This window comes from Gemmatirosa kalamazoonensis (genome assembly GCF_000522985.1).
In the GTDB taxonomy this organism is placed as follows: Bacteria; Gemmatimonadota; Gemmatimonadetes; order Gemmatimonadales; family Gemmatimonadaceae; genus Gemmatirosa; species Gemmatirosa kalamazoonensis.
In genome coordinates this window covers 651,451-671,292 of record NZ_CP007129.1, presented here as the reverse complement: position 1 = coordinate 671,292, position 19,842 = coordinate 651,451, and the positions used below count along the sequence as shown (strand labels likewise).

Genomic DNA, 19,842 nt, shown 5'->3' with positions numbered 1-19,842 from the left:
GGAGATGCTCACGTGATCGGCGCACTCGTCGTCGGCTTTCTGCTGTCCGTCTCGCCACACCCCGCTGCCGCGCAGGACACCGTGGCGCCCGTCGCCGTGGCGGCGTCCCCGCGCGTCGACCCCCGGCTCCTGCTCCCGCCGACGTCGCGCCCGGCGACCCTCGGGCCCGCGGTCGTCGCGATCGATCCCGCGTCGCGGGCGCGGGGACGGCGGGCGGTCGCGTTCATGGCCGGCGGCGTGGCGGGGGTCGTGGCCGGCGCGCTGATCAAGGGCAACGTCGGTGGGGTGCTCGCGATGGGCGGCGCCGTGGCGACGTTCTACGGGCTGGAGCAGTACATGGTGCGCAACGACCCGCCGGTCTCGACCCGGCACTGACGGCGCATCGGCCGCCTAACGCCGCGGCGGCGTCGTCCGAAACCGGCCGCGCGCGACGCCGCGTAGGGAGGGGAACCGCACGCGCACCCGCATCCCCGAGGACCGCATGGCCGATCGCCGCTACTCGGACGAGGACGTCCGCCGCATTCTCGCGCTCGCGGCCGAGGCGGAGGCCGCCGCCGCGAACGAGCCGGAGCGCACGTGGACGCTCGCCGACCTCGAGCAGATCGGCGCCGAGGCCGGCCTCGCGCCGCAGGCGGTCGCCGCGGCGGCGCTCGCGCTCGAGCGCCGGGCCGTGGACGTCGAGCCGGAACGGAGCCGCTACTTCGGGCTCCCCGTCGCGGTCTCGCGTTCGGTCCCGCTGCAGCGGCACCTCTCGGACGAGGACTGGGAGCGGCTCGTCGCGCAGCTCCGCGAGACGTTCTCGGTGACGGGACGCACGCGCGTGAGCGGCGCGCGGCGCGAGTGGCGCGTCGGCAACCTGCGCGTGACGCACGAGCCGGCGGGCGCGGGCGCGCTGCTCGAGCTGCGCACGCGCAAGGGCGACGCGCGCGCGTTCCTGCAGTTCGGCGCGCTGCTGCTGGTCGTCGCGGTGATCGCGCGACTGCTCGCGACCGTGGGCGGCGCGGCGGGAGCCGAGCGCCTAACGATCGCGTGGGCCGCCGGGATGATCGGGGTGCTGCTCATGATCGTCGGCGTGCTGCGGCTGCCGGCGTGGGCGCGTCGCCGCGCGCGGCAGTTCGAGGCGCTGGCGGCCTACGCGCGCCGCATCGCCGCAACCTGATCGTCGGTGAGCGGGCGCACCTTCAGCACGGTCTCCTTGCGGATCTCCACCGTGCCCGGCTTCGCGCCGCGTGGCTTCGACACGTGGCGCCCCTCGGTCATCGAGACCGGCACCACGCCGCCCGTGCGCGCCTTGCTGTGATACGCCGCGAGCGCCGCCGCGCGCTCGAGCGTCCCGCGATCGGGCTCGCGGTCGGCGGGTACGCGCAGCACGACGTGTCCGCCGGGCATGCCGCGCACGTGGAACCAGCGGTCGCGCGGCTTCGCGAGCTTGATGCTGACGTAGTCGTTCGCGGCGTCGGTGCGGCCGGCGAACAGCTGCCAGTCATCGGGGAGCTCGTACTCGAGGATCCCGCTCGGGACCGCGGGACCGAAGCGTTCGGATGAGGGCACGCGCAGAATCTACGAGGCCGCCACGCCGTGCGGGCCCGGCGTCTCCCCGGTTACACTGCGTGAGCGCGGATCCGCGCGCCTCCCCGCCGTTCCCGCCCATGTCGCTCCGTCACGCCGAACGATCCCCCGAGCCGCGCCGACTCTCGCGCGCCGCGATCACGCTGCTCATCGCGGCCTGCGCCGAAGGCGGCAGCTCGGTCGGCGGCGCGAGCGCCGGCGCGCAGCCGCCGCGCGTCGCCGTCGTGGACTCCGTGCGCGTTCCGCTCGTCGACTCGGCCGAGGCGGCGCGACGCGCGACGGTGCAGGACACCATGCCGCTCCCGCCGCGCGACGGCACGCCGCGCGACACGGCGGGCCGCGACACCGCGCGCGGCGACACGACGCCGCGGCCCGCTCGCCTCGGCCCGAAGTCGGGCGACCGGCATCCGGCGTTCAAAGGCGTGGACCTCGCGCTCGACTCGCTGTGGCCGGTGAAGAACGCGCCGGCGCCGCTGCCGGGATCGATCCTCCCCGCGAAGCGCATCGTCGCGTTCTACGGCAACCCGAAGTCGAAGCGCATGGGCATCCTCGGCGAGTTCCCGGCCGACGAGATGCTCCGCAAGCTCGACGCGGAAGTGGCGGCGTGGAACGCGGTCGATCCCGCGCATCCGGTGCAGCCCGCGCTGCACGTCATCGTGCTCGTCGCCGACGCGCAGCCGGGGCCGAGCGGCAAGTACCGCACGCGGCACGACAGCGCGATGATCGAGAAGGTGTACGGGTGGGCGCGGAGCCGGAACGCGCTGCTGTTCGTGGATCTGCAGGTGGGTCAGAGCACGCTGCAGGCGGAGCTGCCGTGGATCGAGAAGTTCCTCGTGCGCCCCGACGTGCACCTCGGCATCGATCCGGAGTTCTCGATGAAGAACGGCGGGATCCCGGGACGCCGCATCGGCACGTACGACGCGGCCGACATCAACTACGCGTCGCGCTTCCTGTCGAACCTCGTCGAGAAGCACGGGCTGCCGCCGAAGATCCTCGTCGTGCACCGCTTCACGCCGGCGGGCGTGACGCACGCCGACAAGATCGCGCTCGACCCGAACGTGCAGATCGTGATGGACATGGACGGCTTCGGCCCGCCGTGGATGAAGCGCGACACGTACTGGCGCGACATCAAGCGCGAGCCGGTGCAGTTCGCGGGATGGAAGCAGTTCACGAAGCGCAAGAACGACAAGCCGCCCACGTCGCGCGCGGAGATCCTGCGGCTGTGGCCCGTGCCGCTGTACATCCAGATCCAGTGAGCAGTCCGTGCCGCGGAGCACGGCTCCACGTACGTGTTGGTGCAGGACTGAAGAAGGACTGAAGGAGGACTGAAGAAGGACCAACACTCTCGTTGGTGTTCTCCTTCTTCAGTCCTCCTTCAGTCCTTCTTCAGTCCAACGAACACACGTACGTCGAGTCGTGCACGCCGCGAGGCAGCGCTCAGTGCTTCGGCCAGTTCACGAAGACCTGGCTGCCGCCGAGCTCCGGCGCGATCACGAACACGGCGACCTGGCCGCGCTCCACGCGGAACGGCGCGGACTCCACCGTCGCCTTGTCGCCGACCGGCGTCGCGGCGAGCATCATGCGCGCGCCGGTGACGTCGGCCGCACGCAGCGCGAAGCGACCGTCGGCGCCCGCGCTCACCTTGCCGAGCGGCGCGCGCGTGCCCTTGCCCACGCGGTAGACCGTGACCGGGCGGGCGACGTTGTTCACGACGCGCACGACGACCGAATCCGGTCGCGACGTCTCGGCCGTGAAGATCGCGCGGCTCGCGCGCGCCCCGCTCGACGTGCCGTGGGCGCAGGCCGCGGCGGCCACGCACAGGGTGAGGAGCGCCAGGCGGTTGACGGACGTGCGGATGATGTTGGACATCGGCAGCGGATGCTGGTGAGGACGCGAGGCGTCGGGCCTCACGATCCAGACGCGCGACGGGCGGCGGTGGCAACGCCGCCCGACAGCGCCTGCCGCACCGCGCGGGCGAGCTGCTCCGCCGTGAACGGCTTCTCGAGGAACGCCGCGCCGGCGTCGCCGAGTCCGCGACGGAAGATCTCGTCGTCGGTGTAGCCGGACATGTAGAGCACAGGCAGATGCGGCCATCGCGCGGCGAGCCGCTCGCCGAGGACGCGGCCGCTCTGCTCGGGCATCACCAGGTCGGTGATCACGAGGTCGACGCGCGCCTCGGCGAGCCGCAGCGCCTCGGCGCCGGTGGACGCCACGCGCACGACGTAGCCCTGCCGCTCGAGGTGCCGGCGCACGACGGTGCGCACGCCCTCCTCGTCCTCCACGAGCAGGATCGTCTCGCGGCTGCCGCGCGCGTCGGATGCCGGTGCGCACGCCGCGTCGCACGTCGGCACCGACGTCGCCGCGGCGGGGAGCAGGACCGTGAATCGGCTGCCGCGGCCCGGCGCGCTCTCGACGTGCACGAAGCCGCCCGACTGCTCGACGATGCCGTGCACGGTCGCGAGCCCGAGCCCCGTGCCCTTGCCGACGGGCTTCGTGGTGAAGAACGGCTCGAACAGGTGCGGGCGCACTTCCGGCGCGACGCCGATGCCCGTGTCCTCGACGACGAGTGTGGTGTACGCGCCCGCGGGGACGTCGGCCAGCGCGTCGGGCGCGACGGTGACGTTCTCGGTGCGCAGGCGCAGCGTGCCGCCGTTAGGCATCGCGTCGCGCGCGTTCACCGCGAGGTTCATGAGCACCTGCTCGAGCTGCCCGGCGTCGGCCACGACGGGCCACGGCGCCGGCTCGAGCACGGTCTCCAGCGTGATGTCCTCGCCGATCACGCGGCGCAGCATGCTCGCGACGTCGGTCACCTTGCCGTTCACGTCGAGCGGACGCGGACGCAGCACCTGCTTGCGCCCGAACGCGAGCAGCTGCCGCGTGAGCGCTCGCGCCCGCTCGGCGGCGCACAGCACCTGCCCCAACTCGGCGTGCGCGACGCTGTCCGCGGGGAGCGCGTCGGCGGCGAACGCGCCGTGGCTCAGGATGACGGTGAGCAAGTTGTTGAAGTCGTGCGCGACGCCGCCGGCGAGCTGGCCGACGGCCTCCATCTTCTGCGCCTGGCGCAGACGATCCTCGAGCGCGCGCTGGGCGGTGAGATCCTTCGCGATGCCGAACACGCCGACGATGCGCCCGCCGACGATGATCGGCACGTTCGTCACGCCGATGCGCACCTCGCGCCCGGCGGGATGGCGCAGGCGGACCTCGAAGCGCGTCGCGGTGCCGCGGGCGGCGAGGCGGTAGTTCGTGAGCGCCGTCTCGAGGTCCTCGGGCACGACCAGCGGCTCGAACGACTCGCCGACCAGCGCGTCGGGCGCGTAGCCCGAGAGCTCCTCGCACGCCGGGTTCGCGCTCACGAAGCGTCCGTCGAGGTCGAAGCTGAACACCGCGTCGGGGTTGTGCTCGAACAGCGAGCGATAGCGCTGCTCGCTCTCCTCGAGCTGCCGCGTCGCCTGCCGCAGCTCGGTGACGTCGGTGATCAGCCCGTCGGACACGACGCTGCCGTCGGCGAGGCGCTGGTCGCGGGCCGCGATCTCGACGTGTCGCACGGCGCCGTTCGCGAGCACCACGCGCCCCTCCCACCGGAACGGGCCGAGCGTCGTCGCCGCGGCGCGGGCGAGCGTGACGAAGCGTGAGCGCTCCTCGGGGTGGATGAGACCGAGCAGCGCCTCCGGGTCGCGCAGCGCCGCCTCGGGCTCGACGCCGAACAGCGTGCGCGAGGCCTCGCTCACGAACGTGTAGCCCGCGGTCCCGTCGGCGCGGTACACCCACTGGTAGGCGAGGCCGGGGACGTTCGCCGCGATGTGCTGGTAGCTCGCCTCGGTCGCACGCAGCACGAGCGCGGTCGCCTCGCGCTCGGTGACGTCCTGGCCGACCGCGCAGACCGTGCTCGCGTCGGCCGCCGAGAGGCGCCACGCGATGCGTCGGTACGAGCCGTCGCGGCAGCGGACACGGAGCTGCACCGGTTCCGGCGCGCCCCCGCCGAGCGCGGCCGCCCACGCGTGGGCGAGCCGGTCGTACTCCTCCGGGTGCGCGACGGCGAGGAACGGCAGCTCGACGATCTTCTCGGACGGCCACCCGGTGGTACGCTCGAACGCCGGGTTGACGCGCTGGAACCTGCCGTCGCGGCCGACGAGGCAGAGCAGGTCGGTCGACAGCTCGAAGAAGCGGTGCGCGTGCGGGGAGAACAACGGTGCGGCGGTGCGGGGCCTACGAGGAACTCCTGTCTCAGGGAATACGAATGGGGGCCCCACCCCGCAACGAGCCGCCGTGCCGCGTCACCGGAACGTCCCCGGGCTGAACGCGAACGTCCGGTGCGCCGCGCCGACCTCGTCGCCGTCGTCCCAGAGCGAGAGCTGCGACACCCACCGCACGTCCTGCAGCCGCCGCCCGCCGAGCGTCACGAAGCCGGCCGCGCGGGCCACGGCGACGCCGAGCCGCTTCAGGTCGGCGAGCGACCGGAACGTCGTCGTGCGGCGCTCGTCGACGATGCGGCGCGCGGTCGCCGGCCCGATGCCGGGCACGCGCAGCAGCGTCTCGTAGGCCGCGGTGCGCACCTCGACGGGAAAGCGGTCGCGCTGCGCGAGCGCGGCGGCGGTCTTCGGGTCCACGTCGAGCGGCAGGTTGCCGCGCGCGTCATACGCGATCTCCGACGCCTCGAAGCCGTAGTCGCGCAGCAACCAGTCGGCCTGATACAGCCGGTGCTCGCGCATGGCCGGCGTCGCCGCGGCCGACTCCATCGGGGTATCGAGGATGGGGCGGAACGCGCTGAAGTGCGCGTGGTGCAGCCCGCCCGTCGCGTACAGCTCGTTCACCTTGCCGACGAGCGTGCGGTCGCTGTCCGCCGTCGCGCCGACGACGAACTGCACGGTCATCCCCGCCACGCCGCCCGGGCGCAGCCGGTCGCCGGGCTTCCCGTCGCGGCGCTCGGCGCGCTCGAGGCGCACGAGCGACTGCGCGTGGGCGAGGCTCGCCGCCGATAGGTCGAAATCCTTCTCGGGGGCGATCGACTTCAGCGACGCGCCGCACGGCGCCTCGAGGTTGAGCGACACCCGGTTCGCGAGCGCGACGATGCGCTCGATCTGCGCCGGCTCGGCGCCGGGCACGAGCTTCACGTGCACGTAGCCGTCGAATCGCTCGCGGAAGCGGAGGATCTCGAGGACGGCGATGAGCTTGTCGGCGACCGGCGCCGGCCGGCCGGGGATGCCGGTGGTGACGAACAGCCCGTCGCACCAGCCGCGCGCGCGGGCCTGGAGGAAGATCCGCACGAGCTCCTCCGGGGTGAGCAGCGTGCGCGGCATCTCCCGATCGCGGCGCATGGGGCAGTAGTGGCAGTTGTAGCTGCACGCGTTCGTCATGAGCACGCGCAGCAGCGTCGCCCGGCCGCGGCCGGGGACGCGGACGTTCCGGAGGTTCAGCGGACCGAGCGCGCCGGCGGCGCCGGCGTTCCGGAGCCGCGGCGGCAGCGGCGCGGTCGACGGCACGCCCTCGCGGTCGTCGGCGGCGTACGACATGAGGACGGCGAGCTTCTCGTTCAGGTCCACGGCGGGTCTCCGGTCGATCGGTGTGCGGCTGGGTGTCGGGCGAGCCCGAACAAACACCGACGCCTGACCAGTGGCGAACGTTTCGGACAGCCGGCCTCCGCGGAACCTCCACCGAATCTCCCTCCCGTCTCCAAGCATCGTCGGAGCAGTCGGACGCATGCTGCGGCGAACCCACAGGAGACCCACATGGCTCGCTTGCTTCCGGACCCGACGTTCTACCCCTCGCCCACGATGGCCATCGAGGCGCCCGCCGAGTCGCTCGCGTACGTCGCGCTGCTGACCGCGGGCGAGAACGGAAAGAAGGACGCCCTCGGCGTCGTCGACACCGATCCCGCGTCACCGGACTACGGCCGGCTGGTCGGGCGGCTCGAGCTACCGAACGGCGGCAACGAGCTGCACCACTTCGGCTGGAACGCGTGCAGCTCGCACCTGTGCGCGTACGCGCCGAACCCGCACATGGAGCGGCGCTTCCTCCTCCTGCCGGGGACGAACAGCTCGCGCATCCACGTCGTCGACACGCAGCCCGACCCGCGCCGCCCGCGGCTCGTGAAGGTGATCGAGGGCGAGGAGGTGATGCGGAAGACGGGCTACTCGGCGCCGCACACCGTGCACTGCGGCCCCGACGGCGTGTACGTGAACGCGTTAGGCGCCCCCGACGGCGCCGGTCCCGGCGGCATCTTCGTGCTCGACCACGAGACGTTCGAGCTGAAGGGACGCTGGGAGCGCGACCGCGGCCCGCAGTATCTCGCCTACGACTTCTGGTGGCACCTCGGCTACGACACGATGATCACGAGCGAGTGGGGCACGCCGAACATGGTGAAGGACGGCGTGAACCCGGAGCTGCTGCTCGCCGGCAAGTACGGGCACGCGCTGCACGTGTGGAACCTGCGCACGCGCAAGCACGAGCAGACGATCGACCTCGGCGCCGAGCAGCAGATGGTGCTCGAGCTGCGGCCGGCGCACGATCCGCGTCACGCGTACGGCTTCGTCGGCGTCGTGCTGTCGCTCGCCGATCTGTCGAGCTCCATCTGGATGTGGTACCGCGACGAGCAGACCGGCACGTGGGGCGCGCGCAAGGTGATCACGATCCCGGCCGAGCCGGCGGATCCCGACGTGCTGCCGCCGCTGCTGAAGGGCTTCGGCGCCGTGCCGCCGCTCGTCACCGACATCAACCTCTCGCTCGACGATCGCTGGCTGTACGTGTCGTGCTGGGGCACCGGCGAGCTGCGGCGCTACGACGTGAGCGATCCGACGGCGCCGCGGCTCGCCGGCTCGCTGCGCCTCGGCGGGATCGCGAGCCGCGCGTCGCACCCGAGCGACCCGGCGCGACCGCTGAACGGCGGCCCGCAGATGGTGGAGGTGAGCCGCGACGGGCGGCGCGTGTACCTGACGAACGGGCTCTACTCGGCGTGGGACGCGCAGTTCTATCCCGACGGCATCCGCGGCTGGATGGCGAAGATCGACGCCGAGCCGACGGGCGGCATCGCGCTCGACCGCGAGTTCCTCGTCGAGTTCGAGGAGGGGCTGCGCCCGCACCAGGTGCGGCTCGAGGGCGGCGACGCGTCGTCGGATTCGTTCTGCTACGCGGAGTGACCATGCACCCCGCATCGTTCCCGTGGATCTCGCTGCTGCTCCTCGGCGCGGTGCACGGCATCAACCCGGCGATGGGGTGGTTGTTCGCCGTGGGACGTGGGCTGCAGGAACGCGACCGGCGCGCGGTGTGGCGCGCGCTCGGTCCGCTCGCCCTCGGCCACGCGCTCGCCGTCGGCGCGGCGGTGGCGCTCGCACTGACGTTAGGCACCGTGCTGCCGCCGCGCGCGCTGCGATGGGGCGTCGCGGTGGCGCTGCTCCTCGTCGGCGTCGACGGGCTGGTGCGCCATCGCCACGTCCAGCTCGCGGGGATGCGCGTCGGCGCACGCGAGCTGGCCACCTGGTCGTTCCTGATGGCATCGGCGCACGGCGCGGGGCTGATGGTGCTCCCGTTCGTGCTCGGCGCGGCGGCGAGCATGCCGGTGCAGCCGCACCATCACCACATGATGGCCGCCGGCGTCGCCACCACGGATTCGTTAGGCGTCGCCGCCCCGCTCGTCCACACGCTCGGCTATCTCGTGGCGACCGTCGTCATCGCGATCGTCGTGTACGAGAAGGTGGGGCTGCGCATCCTGCGGCGCGCGTGGATCAACCTGAACGCGCTGTGGGCCGGCGCGCTGATCGCGGCGGCGGTGGCTGCACTGGTGTGAGGCTCGAGCATGCGGTGCTCCACGCCCCACTAATCCCCGGCCAGAAACCGCCGCACCTCGTCGACGAAGCGCGGCCACGCGGGCTCCTCCTCGAGGAGGATGTGGTTGCGGCTGTCGAGCGAGACGAACGTGGCGTTAGGCAGCAGGGCAGCGAGCGCGCGTCCCTGGTCGAACGGGACCGCGGCGTCGCCCGTGGCGTGCAGCACGAGCGCCGGCGCGTGGACGAGCGGGGCGAGCGCGGTGACGTCGATCTCGGCCGCGGTGGAGCGCAGCCGCACGCCGATGTCGGGCGACGTCGTGACGCGCTGCAGCTCGCTGAACCAGCGCATCTGCTCCGGCGTGCCCTCGGGGAGGAAGCGCGCGGCGAAGAACAGGCGGAACGCGGGGTTGTCGCGTCCCCAGCCGAGCGGGAGCTGGCGCATCAACATCTCCGCCTCCTCGCGCGCCTGCGGCGTCCGCGCGCGCACGAGCGCCCCTTCCGCGAAGCCGCCGTACAGCACCAGGCGGCTCACGCGCTCCGGATGGCGAGCGGCGTACGCGATCGCGACGGCGCACCCCTGCGAGAGGCCGAGGAGGGGAAAGCGCTCCAGCCGCATCGCGTCGACCACGGTCTCGAGGTCGCGCACCCACGCGTCGAACGACAGGTCCTCGGCGTCGTGGTCGGAGAGCCCGGAGCCGCGCTCGTCGTAGCGCACGAGCGTGTGGTCGCGCGACAGCTCGCGCAGCCAGTGGCGCCAGACCGGGCTGTCCCAGTCGTACTCCAGGTGCGTGAGCCAGTTCGCCGGCTTCACGAGCGGCGGGCCGGTCCCGCTCGTCGCGTACGCGATGCGCGCGCCGTCGGCCGCCGTGCAGAACCGGATCCGCTGCTCGGGCCTCGACGTCGCGCGCTCGTCGACGCGCTCCTCGACGTCGGCGACGACGCGGAAGCCGAGCCCGTGCACCGTGCGGATCACGCGCTGCGCGGCGCCGTCGTCGCCGACCGCCTGCCGCGCGTGCTTGATCCGGCTGTTCAACGTCGTGGGCGCGACGTAGCGATGGCCCCACACCGCGTCGAGCAGCTCCTCCTTCGTCACCAGTCGGTCGCGCGACGCGAACAGGTACGCGAGCACGTCGAACACCTGCGGCTCGACGTGCCGACGCTCGCCGGCGCAGCGCAGCTCGTGCAGCCGCGTGTCCAGCTCGCAGTCGCCGAACGCGTAGACCACGCCGTCCGGAAGGGGGGTCGCCATGGCTCCCACCTTGCCGATGCAGGGCGTCGCCCGCAAGAGCGCGGCGGGTCGCCGGGGCGATCTCCGGCGTTAGGCGGCGCGCCGGCCGCGTCGCACGGTGGCCCACGCCACCACGGCGCCCGCCGCGCACAGCCCGGCGCAGATCACCATCGCGCGCGAGAATCCCGCGGCGAACGCGCGCCCCGACGCCTCGCGCGCCGCGCCGAAGCCGGCGGCGATCGGCAGCGCGGCGATCGCGAGCAGGCCCGCGAGCCGTGCCACCGCGTTGTTGAGCGCGGAGGCGACGCCGGCCAGCTCGTCGTCCACCGCGCCGAGCACCGCGGCGGTGAGCGGCGCCACGAGCACGGAGAGCCCGACGCCGAAGACGAGGATCGCCGGCAGCACCGTGTCGACGTAGTGCGCGCCGGGCCCGACGCGCGCGAAGAGCAGCATCCCGACGGCCGCGACGAGCGAGCCCACCGTCATCGGCAGGCGGGGCCCGATGCGCTGCGCGAGCTTGCCGGCGCGCGGGGACACGAGCAGCATGAGCGCGTTCAACGGCAGCAGCGCCGTCCCCGCGGCGAGCGGCCCGTAGCCGAGCACGTTCTGCAGCTCGAGCATGAGGAGGAAGAACAGACCGCCGAGCGCCGCGTACACGAGCAGCGTCGTGCCGTTCGCGCCGCTGAACTGCCGCGAGCGGAAGATCGAGAGCGGCAGCAGCGGGTGCGCCACGCGCCGCTCCGCGACGACGAACGCGACGAGCGCACCGACGCCGATCGCGACGGCGCCGAGCACCCACGCGTCGCGCACGCCGCGCGTCGGTCCCTCGATGAGCGCCCACGTCGTGCCGGCCAGGCCGAGCGTGGCGAGCAGCGCGCCGCCGACGTCGACGCTCGGCGCGGCGCCCTCGCGGCGCGCCGCCGGTGCGACGTGGCGCCATGCGGCCCACGCCGCGGCGAGCGCCACGGGCACGATGGTGGCGAACACCCAGCGCCACGATCCGATCTGCAGCAGCCCGCCGCCGGCGAACGGCCCGGCCGCGGTGGACACGGCGGACCACGCCGTCCAGTGGCCGATGGCGCGGCCGCGGTCCGCCTCGCGGAACGACGTCTCCAGCAGGGCGAGACTGTTAGGCACCAGCAGCGCGCCGGCCGCGCCCTGCACCACGCGGCAGAGCAGCAGGAGCGCGGCGGTCGGCGCGAGCGCCGCGCAGGCGCAGCTCGCCCCGAACGCCACGCAGCCGACCGCGAAGACGCGCCGCCGGTCGTAGCGGTCGCCGAGCGCGCCGCCTAACAGCATGAGCGCGCTGAGCGTGAGCAGGTAGCCGTCGACGAGCCACTGCAGCGCGGCGAGCGAGAACCCGAGGTCGCGCCCGATCGGCGGCAGCGCGACGTTGACGACCGTGCCCTCGAGGAACACCGCGCTCGATCCGAGCACGGCGGCGGCGACGACCCATCGTCCCGCGGCGCCGTCGAGCGACAGGGCGCCGCGCGTCGGCGCAGTGCCTGTCTGCGCATGGCGTGTCCGCTTCCGCCGACTGTTCACGTAGTACCCGATTGAGGATGTGACATCATACCCGAACCGCATACCCATGATCACCACGACAGCCCGCGCGCTGCCACGAGCGATCGCCGCCCTCTCGGCCGCGATCGTCCTCGCGGCGTGCGCCGATCGTACGGCCGGCGGCGCTCTCGGTCCCGTCGGCCCGCAGGCGGACGCCGCGCGGTTCCCGGACCTGGGCAGCTGCCAGACGCTGCTGAAGGTGCCCGACGGCAGCACGGTCGCGTTCCACGCGTTCGCGACGGGCGTGCAGATCTACCGCTGGAACGGCACGAGCTGGGCGTTCGTCGCGCCCGCCGCGGACCTGTTCGCGGACGCGAGCAAGAATGCGCTGGTCGGCACGCACTTCGGCGGCCCGACGTGGCAGACGCTGAGCGGGAGCCGCGTCGTCGGCACCGTCACCGGCCGCTGCACGCCAAACCCCACCGCGATCGCGTGGCTCGTGCTCGACGCGGTCGCCGACGGCCCCGGCGTGTTCGAGGACACGAAGTTCATCCAGCGGCTGAACACGGTGGGCGGAAACGCGCCGAGCGCACCGGGCAGCACGGTGGGCGAGGAAGCGCGCGTGCCGTACACGGCGGACTACTACTTCTACCGCGCGCCGTAGCCTCGACCCGCCGATCCGAACATCCCTTTCACGGAGAAGCCAATGTCGACCGACACCACTGCGGACGTTCGCGGGTCTTACACGCGTAGCGGGACCACGAGCCGCCGCAGCGAGGCACTCGCCGAGCGCCTCGAGCGCGGCGCACGCCAGCTCGCCACGCTCGCCGAGTCGCTCACGTCTGACGAATGGACCACGCGCGTGAAGGATGGGCGCGCGATCGGCGTGCTCGTGCACCACGTCGCGACCATGTACCCGCTCGAGATCCAGCTCGCGCAGGCGCTCGCCACCGGGAACGCCGTGGCGGGCGTGACGTGGAACGACATCCACGCGCTGAACGCGCGCCACGCCGCCGACAACGCGGACGTGACGAAGGAGGCGGCGCTCGACCTGCTGTGGGCGAACAGCACGGCCGCGGCAGCCGCGGTTCGCGCGTTCAGCGACGAGCAGCTCGACCAGGCCGCGCCGGTGTCGTTGAACGCCGACGCGCCGCTGACGTGCCAGTTCTTCGTCGAGGACCACGCGCTGCGGCACAGCTATCACCACCTCGCCGCGATCCGCGCGGCGCTCGGCCGGTAGCGCCGCGCTCGTGCGGATGGCGACGCGGCCCCCGCGCCCACCCGGCGCGGGGCCGCGTTCGCGTCAGGCGGTGCCTAACGACGCGCGCTCCGTCCGGTGGAGCGCCTCGCCCGTCGCGACGGCCTGGTCGACGAGCGCGTCGATGTCCGCCGCCTCCGTGCGGAAGTTCACGATGCACGCGCGCAGCGCGAACCGTCCGTCGATCACGGCGTTCGACGGGAACACGCGGCCGCCGAGCTGCAGCTCCGTCATGAGACGCGCGTTCAGCCGGTTCAGGTAGTCCTCGGCCTGCGCCTCGCCGCGCCGGTCGCGCAGCTCGCGCGGCACGTAGCGGAAGCACGCGATGGAGAGCGTCGGCGGCGGGCCCACGGGCTCCAGCACGGGGCTCGCCACCACGCGATCGTGCAGCCGCCGCGCGAGCGCGACGTCGTGCGCGATGCGGCGCTCGTATGCGCTCCACCCGTGTGCGAGCAGCGACATCCAGATCTTCAGCGCCTGGAAGCCGCGCGAGAACTGCGGGCCGAGCCCGTACAGGTCGACGCCGCGCCCGGTGAGCTCCTTGTCCTCGTACACGTAGCTCGGCTCCATGGAGAACGCGTCGGCCAGCGTCTGCATGTCGCGCACGACGATCACGCCGCCGGAGTGCGGCGTGTACAGCCACTTGTGCGGGTCGAACGCGACCGAGTCGGCGCGCTCGATGCCGCGGAAGCGCGGGCGCAGCGCGTCGGTGAGCGCGGCGGCGCCGCCGTACGCGCCGTCGACGTGCATCCACAGCCGATGCTCGGCGCACACGTCGGCGATCGCATCGAGCGGATCGATCGCGCCGGTGGACACCGTGCCCGCGGTGGCGACCACGGCGACCGGCTGGTAGCCGTTGCGCACGTCGCGCGCGACGCACGCCCGCAGCGCATCGACGCGCATGCGCAGCTCGCCGTCGCACGGCACCACGCGCACCGCCTCGCGGCCGAGACCGAGCATGTCGGCGGCGCGCGTGTTGACGTCGTGCGCCTGCGACGACGCGTAGAGCGTGAGCGGCGGGCCGCCGCGCGTCCCCAGCTCGCGGATGCGCCAGCCCGCCCGCGCGTCGCGCGCCGCCTTGAGGCCGATGAACGCCGCCATCGCGCCGCCCGACGTCACGTAGCCGCCCGCCGTCGACGGCAGACCCAGTCGGCTCGCGAACCAGCGACCGAGGTGCAGCTCGATCTCCGTCGCCGCGGGCGCGAGACGCCACGCGCCCACGTTCTGATTCAGCACCGCGGCGATGAGGTCCGCGGCCGCGCCGGGCACGGTGCCGGCGCCGGTGATGTACGCCATGAACCCGGGATGTCCGGTGTACGTCGCATGCTCCAGCGCGATCGTGCGCAGCGCGGCGACGAGCTCCTCGGGCGCGAGCGGCTCCTCGGGCACCGCGCGCACCACGGCGGCGCGCACGTCGGCGACGCTCGCGCGTCCGGCGACCGGCATCGCCGGCAGTCGTTCGAGCAGCTCGGCCCACAAGGCGACCACCTCGGCGCCGAGGGCGCGCGCGCGGTCGGCGTCCCACGCGAGGTCGGTGACGGGGGCGAGCGGCGCGGAAGCGGTCGCCGCGTCGTGCGGGCGCGCGCGGGTGTGGGTCGGGCCGGACGGCTGCATCGCGTTCACTCCAGTGAGGGAATGGTGGCTTCTTCCGCAGACTACCGGCGATCGAGCGTCACGGCGTCGTGGCGAATACGGAGATTTCCATCGTGGCCACGGAGCACGGGCCTCAGTGGCGCGGCTTCCCGGGGACCGTGTCGGGGCCGACGAGTCCCTGGCGCGTCGCCCACACGGCGAGCTGCGCGCGCGACGAGAAGCCGAGCTTCGCGAGCGCCGCCGCGACGTGGCTCTCGACGGTGCGCTCGGCGATGCCGAGCAGCCGCGCGATCGCGCGGTTCGACTTGCCCCGCGCGACGAGCGCCGCCGTCTCGCGCTCGCGCCGGGTGAGCCCACCGTGCGCCGCCTTCGCCGCCTGCCGCCGCGTGCGCGCCGGCGGCGCGGGAGCGAGCCGATCGACGAGCGCGCGGAACCCCGCGAGGAGCGCCGGCTCGTCGACGTCCGCCACGAGCCGGCCCGCGGCCGAGCGCGCGGCGTCGAACGCCCGGCGCGCCTCCACGCGGTGGCGCTGGCCGAGATGCACGGCGCCCACCGCCGCGTCGATGCGCCAGAGCAGCGGCACCGCGCCCTGCGCGAGCGCGTCGTCGCGCGCCATGCCTAACGACTCGGCCGCCTCGCTCCACCGGCCGAGCGCCGCGAACGCCTGCGCGCGGAGCAGCGCGACGCGCGGCGTCCCGACGGCGGCGTCGGCATCGAGCGCGGCGAGCGCCCCGGCGGGCGCGCCGGCGGCGAGCGCCACCTCCGCGCGCGCGAGCGACAGGAAGCGCGCGCCGAGCGTCGGGCGGGCGCCGGTCGGCGTGGGGATGAGGCGGTCGACCTCGTCGAGCAGCGTCGCGGCGCGCTCGTGCTGCCCGTCGCGCGCGAGCGCGATGGCGAGCGGCGACGCCGTCCACCGCGTCCACACCGCGGACCCGAGCCGGCGCGCGACGTCGTGCGCGGCGCCTAACGGCCCGAGCGCCTCGGCCGTGGCGCCCAGCTCCAGCGCGGCCGTGCCGAGCACGCGGCGCGCCGCTGCCTGCCACTCGAGGTGCTCGATCTCCCCGGCGATGGCGAGCGACGCGCGCGCGAGACCGAGCGCGCGCCCGATCTCGCCGCGCCACAGCAGACAGTCCGCGATCAGATACCGGGCGAACGCCTCCCCGGCGCGCCACCCGATGTCGACGGCGAGGCGCGCCGCGCGCTCCTCGGCGAGCAGCGCCGGCATCATTCGGCTCGTGTGCACCGGGCCGGCCGAGGCGTGCCAGCTCGGACCGCAGACACCGAGCACCGCCATGGCGTTCACCAGGCCGCGGCGGTTCTGCAGCGTGGTGAACAGCGCGACCGAGCGCTCGTACAGCGCCCCCGCCGTGACCTCCGCGCCGCCGACGTGGTGCGCCATCGCCAGCAGGTCCACCGTCTCCGCCACGCCGCGCCGGTCGTCGACCCGCTCGAAGATCGCCAGCGCCTCGTCGTGGTGCGGGATGCCCGCGTACGGATCCTCGCGGTTGACGTACCAGTTGCCGACGCGATTCAGGCTGCGCGCGACGAGCCGGTCGTCGCCGATCGCGCGAGCGACGTCGAGCGCGTCGTGCCGGTAGCGTCCCGCGCGCTCGTAGTCGCGTGCCGCCCACAGCATGCCCAGCGCGTGCAGCGCCGTCCACTCCGCGCGGCGATCGCCCGCGTCGCGCGCCGCCGACAGCGCGGCGCCGAAGTCGTCGTGCGCGGGGCCGAACGCGCCCAACGTCTCGTGCGCCTGGCCGCGCGCGACGAGCAGCGACGCGCTCGGCCGGCCGCCGGCATGCCGCGTCGCCGCGACCGCGCGCTCGAAGTGCTGCAACGCCTCGCGCGGCGCGCACAGCGCCAGCGCGTGCTCCGCCGCGCGCAGCGCGTAGGACTGCGCCCAGTCCCACGCGCCGGCCTCGAACGCGTGGTACGCGAGCGCCGCGTCGCGGTCGGTGGTGCCGTCCTCGCACTGCGCCTCCATCGCCACCGCGATCGCCTTGTGCAGCGCCACGCGCTCGCGCCGGAGCAGCCGCGCGCGGATCGCCTCGCGGGTGAGCGCGTGCCGGAACGAGAACTGGTCCGCCGACTCCTCCACCACGAGCTGCGCGTCGACGAGCTCGCGGAGCAGCGCGAGCAGCGCGGCGTCGTCGTGCCGGGTGAGCGTCTGCAGCAGCCCGAAGTCGAAGCGCCGTCCGGCGACCGCGGCGACCGACGCCACCTGACGCGCCGGCGCGGTGAGCCCCGCGAGCCGGCGCCCGACGGCCTCGGTCGCGGTGCGGGGCACGCGCACGTGCTCCAGCGGGCGCGCGCGCCACGCCCCGTCCACCTGCGACAGATCGCCGGCGACGAGCAGCGCCTTCAGCATCTCCTCGACGAAGAACGGGTTGCCCTCGGTGAGCGCGTGCAGCCCGTCCACGAACGCGGCGCCGAAGGCGGCGTGCGGGCCGAAGATCGCCTGCAGCATCGCCTGCACCTCCGGCGTGCCGAGCGGCCGCAGCGCGATCTCCGACGCGCACCGCGCGCGATCGAGGTCGGCGAGCAGGCGCGCGAGCCGCGGTCCCACCTCGTCGCTGCGGAACGTGAGGATGAGCGCCACCGACTGCGCGCCGATCTGCCGCGCGAGGTGCAGCACGAGGTCGAGCGTCGCGTCGTCGCTCCAGTGCACGTCCTCGATCACGAGCAGCAGCGGCTGGACCGCGGCGAGCGTGCGCACCGCCTCGCCGTACGCGTGGTACAGCCGGCGGCGGTCCTCTTCCGGGTCGAGCGTCGGGCGCGGCGGCACGTCGCCGAACACGCTGCGCAGCTCCGGGAAGATCGCCACCAGCTCCGCGGCGGCCGGCGCGAAGTAGTGCGCGGCGAGCGCCGGCGACGTGCTCGCGGCGAGCACGCGCACGAGGTCGAGCAGCGGCGCGTACGGCTGGCCGCGGTCGGCCTCGAAGCACGCACCGCGCAGCGTCGCGAAGCCGAGCGCCCGCGCCCGCTCGACCATCGTGCGCACGAGCCGCGTCTTGCCGATGCCTGCCTCGCCCGAGACGAGCAGCGTGCCGCCGTGCGCCGCATGCGCGCGCTCGAGCGTGTGCAGCACCGTGGACAGCGGCGCCTCGCGGCCGACGAGCACGGGGCAGACGACGCTCTGCTCCACCGGCGCGCGCGGTGCCACCACCGTCTCGTCGGGCGTCTCCACGGCGAGGCGCCCGTCGTCGCGTCCCCCGCCGTACGGCGGCGTCGCGGCGCTCGGCGGCGTGTGCGCGACGTCGGCGAGCACGCGCGCCAGCTCGCCCGCGGTGAGGAACCGGTCCTCGCGCGCGAGCGCCGTGGCGCGGCGGATGATCGACGCGACGTCGCGCGCGATCCCGTCGTCGCCGCCGCGGCCCGCGTGCTCGCCGGTGAGCATCTCGCGCAGCACGAGTCCGAGCGAGTACACGTCGCTCCGGCCGTCGACGTCGCGCGCGCCGGCCGCCTGCTCGGGGCTCATGTACGCCGGCGTGCCGAGCACGCCCGTCGTGGTGCCTAACGTCTCGTGGTGCGCGTGGGTGCGCCGCCTCGTCGCGCGTCGCCGCATCGCGCGCGCGATGCCGAAGTCCGCGATGACGGCGTGCCCTTCCTGCAGGAGGATGTTCTCCGGCTTGATGTCGAGGTGGATCACCCCCTGCCGGTGCGCGTAGTCGAGCGCGCCGGCGACCTCGCGCGCGAGACGCAGCGCCTCGTCGGTCGGCAGACGGCGCTCGCGGTGCAGGCGGCTCCGCAGCGACTCGCCGGCGACGAACGGCGCCGCGAAGTACAGCAGCGCGGGCTCGCCGTCGACGTCGGACGGCACCGTGCCGGAGTCGTGCAGCGGCAGGATGTGCGGGTGCGACAGGCCCGCGGCGATCTCGATCTCGCGCTGGAACCGCGACTGGCCGATGGCGCGCGCGACGTCGGCGTGCAGCACCTTGATCGCGACCTGCCGCGCGTGCTTCGGGTCGTCGGCGAGATACACCGTCGCCATGCCGCCGCGCCCGATCTCGCGCACGATGTGGTAGCGTCCTCCGAGCTCGTCGGGGAGCGCCGGCGCGCCGTCGCCGAGCAGCGACCCGAAGACGACCGCGGCCGGCGTGCGGAACATGTCGTCCGCGTCCTCGGACGCCGCGAGCAGCGTCTCCACCACCGTCCGCAGCGCGACGTCGCTCCCGCACGCGCGGTCGAGGAACGCCGCGCGGCGTGATCGGGAGAGCGCCAGCGCGCCGTCGAGCACGGGCTGCACCACCGCCCACCGCGCCGGAGAGAGCGGCTCCGGTTGGCTCACGGCGGCCGCAGCGCGCGCGCGGGCTCGCCGCCCGCGCGCGCGACGCCGGTGCGCTCGGTCGGGTAGCCGAGCGACGTGCGCAGGAGCGCGCGCGCCTTCACCCAGTCGCGCCGCACCGTGCGCGCCGTGACGTGCAGCGCCTCCGCCGTCTCCTCCTCCGACATGCCGCCGAAGAAGCGGCACTCGACGACGCGCGCCAGCCGCGGGTCGAGCGCGGCGAGCCGGTCGAGCGCGTCGTGCAGCTCGAGCAGCGACAGGGCGTCGTCGCGGCCCGGCACGACGTGCTCGTCGAGCGTGACCGGCCGTGCCGCGGCGCCGCGCTTCGCCGTGAGTCGCCGCCGCGCGTTGTCGACGAGGATGTGCCGCATCGCGATGCCGGCGACGGCCAGGAAGTGCGCCCGGTTGCGCCAGTCGGCATGCTCGACGCCCGCGAGCCGCAGATACAGCTCGTTCACGAGCGCGGTCGGCGACAGCGTGTCGCTCGGACGCGCGGCGAGCTCGCGCCGTGCGCTGCGACGCAGCTCGAGATACAGCACGGGGACGAGCCGCTCGAGCGCTTCGGGGCGGCCCGCGCGCAGCTCGGCCAGCAGCTCGGTCGCGCTCGCGGCCGGCGGTGGCTCCTTCGGCCTTCTCGACATGGTCC

16 protein-coding genes are annotated in these 19,842 nt (G+C 74.2%); 7 read left to right on the top strand and 9 right to left on the bottom strand.

What is annotated here, in order from left to right; all coding sequences use genetic code 11:
- The first annotated feature begins 12 nt into the window (after nucleotides 1-12).
- Nucleotides 13-375 (top strand): hypothetical protein, encoded by a 363-nt coding sequence (locus J421_RS25895; protein WP_025414025.1) that lies wholly within the window; start codon nucleotides 13-15, stop codon nucleotides 373-375.
- A 106-nt stretch (nucleotides 376-481) separates the two neighbouring features.
- Nucleotides 482-1,159, top strand: coding sequence for a hypothetical protein (locus J421_RS25890; protein ID WP_025414024.1), 678 nt, complete (start codon nucleotides 482-484; stop codon nucleotides 1,157-1,159).
- On the opposite strand, the gene J421_RS25885 is transcribed toward J421_RS25890, so the two are convergent.
- Complete coding sequence (locus J421_RS25885; protein WP_025414023.1) at nucleotides 1,132-1,551, bottom strand: NFACT RNA binding domain-containing protein; 420 nt, start codon at nucleotides 1,549-1,551, stop codon at nucleotides 1,132-1,134. The genes J421_RS25890 and J421_RS25885 overlap by 28 nt on opposite strands.
- A 98-nt stretch (nucleotides 1,552-1,649) precedes the next feature.
- Here J421_RS25885 and J421_RS25880 point away from each other — a divergent pair, with 98 nt between their 5' ends.
- Nucleotides 1,650-2,825 carry a hypothetical protein gene (locus tag J421_RS25880; protein WP_025414022.1) on the top strand — a complete coding sequence of 392 codons (1,176 nt, stop codon included), beginning with the start codon at nucleotides 1,650-1,652 and terminating at the stop codon, nucleotides 2,823-2,825.
- 181 nt (nucleotides 2,826-3,006) lie between these two features.
- On the opposite strand, the gene J421_RS25875 is transcribed toward J421_RS25880, so the two are convergent.
- The 3 genes from J421_RS25875 to J421_RS25865 all read right to left on the bottom strand — a co-directional run bounded on the left by J421_RS25875 (nucleotide 3,007) and on the right by J421_RS25865 (nucleotide 7,109).
- Nucleotides 3,007-3,438: a hypothetical protein gene (locus J421_RS25875; protein ID WP_025414021.1), complete on the bottom strand. Its 432-nt coding sequence runs from the start codon at nucleotides 3,436-3,438 to the stop codon at nucleotides 3,007-3,009.
- A 38-nt stretch (nucleotides 3,439-3,476) separates the two neighbouring features.
- Complete coding sequence (locus J421_RS25870; protein ID WP_025414020.1) at nucleotides 3,477-5,756, bottom strand: hybrid sensor histidine kinase/response regulator; 2,280 nt, start codon at nucleotides 5,754-5,756, stop codon at nucleotides 3,477-3,479.
- A gap of 87 nt (nucleotides 5,757-5,843) precedes the next feature.
- Entirely contained in the window at nucleotides 5,844-7,109 is a 1,266-nt protein-coding gene (locus J421_RS25865; RefSeq protein WP_025414019.1) for a radical SAM protein, read from the bottom strand.
- Between the two features lie 186 nt (nucleotides 7,110-7,295).
- Between J421_RS25865 and J421_RS25860 the strand changes: the two genes are divergently transcribed.
- Together J421_RS25860 and J421_RS25855 are read left to right on the top strand one after the other, a co-directional pair.
- Nucleotides 7,296-8,702 carry a selenium-binding protein SBP56-related protein gene (locus tag J421_RS25860; protein ID WP_025414018.1) on the top strand — a complete coding sequence of 469 codons (1,407 nt, stop codon included), beginning with the start codon at nucleotides 7,296-7,298 and terminating at the stop codon, nucleotides 8,700-8,702.
- Between the two features lie 2 nt (nucleotides 8,703-8,704).
- Nucleotides 8,705-9,349, top strand: coding sequence for a hypothetical protein (locus J421_RS25855; RefSeq protein WP_025414017.1), 645 nt, complete (start codon nucleotides 8,705-8,707; stop codon nucleotides 9,347-9,349).
- 29 nt (nucleotides 9,350-9,378) lie between these two features.
- Here the strand turns inward: J421_RS25855 and J421_RS25850 are convergent, their stop codons facing one another.
- Together J421_RS25850 and J421_RS25845 are read right to left on the bottom strand one after the other, a co-directional pair.
- Nucleotides 9,379-10,578 (bottom strand): alpha/beta hydrolase, encoded by a 1,200-nt coding sequence (locus tag J421_RS25850; RefSeq protein WP_104023300.1) that lies wholly within the window; start codon nucleotides 10,576-10,578, stop codon nucleotides 9,379-9,381.
- Nucleotides 10,579-10,647: 69 nt separating this feature from the next.
- Nucleotides 10,648-12,102 carry an MFS transporter gene (locus tag J421_RS25845; RefSeq protein ID WP_025414015.1) on the bottom strand — a complete coding sequence of 485 codons (1,455 nt, stop codon included), beginning with the start codon at nucleotides 12,100-12,102 and terminating at the stop codon, nucleotides 10,648-10,650.
- A gap of 46 nt (nucleotides 12,103-12,148) precedes the next feature.
- Here J421_RS25845 and J421_RS25840 point away from each other — a divergent pair, with 46 nt between their 5' ends.
- Nucleotides 12,149-12,724, top strand: a complete 576-nt coding sequence (locus tag J421_RS25840; RefSeq protein ID WP_025414014.1) for a DUF3455 domain-containing protein — start codon at nucleotides 12,149-12,151, stop codon at nucleotides 12,722-12,724.
- Between the two features lie 42 nt (nucleotides 12,725-12,766).
- Complete coding sequence (locus tag J421_RS25835; protein WP_025414013.1) at nucleotides 12,767-13,300, top strand: hypothetical protein; 534 nt, start codon at nucleotides 12,767-12,769, stop codon at nucleotides 13,298-13,300.
- Between the two features lie 63 nt (nucleotides 13,301-13,363).
- On the opposite strand, the gene J421_RS25830 is transcribed toward J421_RS25835, so the two are convergent.
- The 3 genes from J421_RS25830 to J421_RS25820 form a co-directional block, all read right to left on the bottom strand.
- On the bottom strand, nucleotides 13,364-14,932 hold the full coding sequence (locus J421_RS25830) for a pyridoxal phosphate-dependent decarboxylase family protein (protein ID WP_104023298.1): 1,569 nt from the start codon (nucleotides 14,930-14,932) through the stop codon (nucleotides 13,364-13,366).
- 112 nt (nucleotides 14,933-15,044) lie between these two features.
- The gene (locus J421_RS25825; RefSeq protein ID WP_148306541.1) at nucleotides 15,045-19,199 is read right to left on the bottom strand and encodes a protein kinase domain-containing protein; all 4,155 of its coding nucleotides are present in this window, start codon (nucleotides 19,197-19,199) and stop codon (nucleotides 15,045-15,047) included.
- On the bottom strand, nucleotides 19,196-19,837 hold the full coding sequence (locus tag J421_RS25820) for an ECF-type sigma factor (protein ID WP_025414010.1): 642 nt from the start codon (nucleotides 19,835-19,837) through the stop codon (nucleotides 19,196-19,198). Before J421_RS25820 ends, J421_RS25825 begins: the two co-directional genes overlap by 4 nt.
- Between the last annotated feature and the right edge of the window lie 5 nt (nucleotides 19,838-19,842).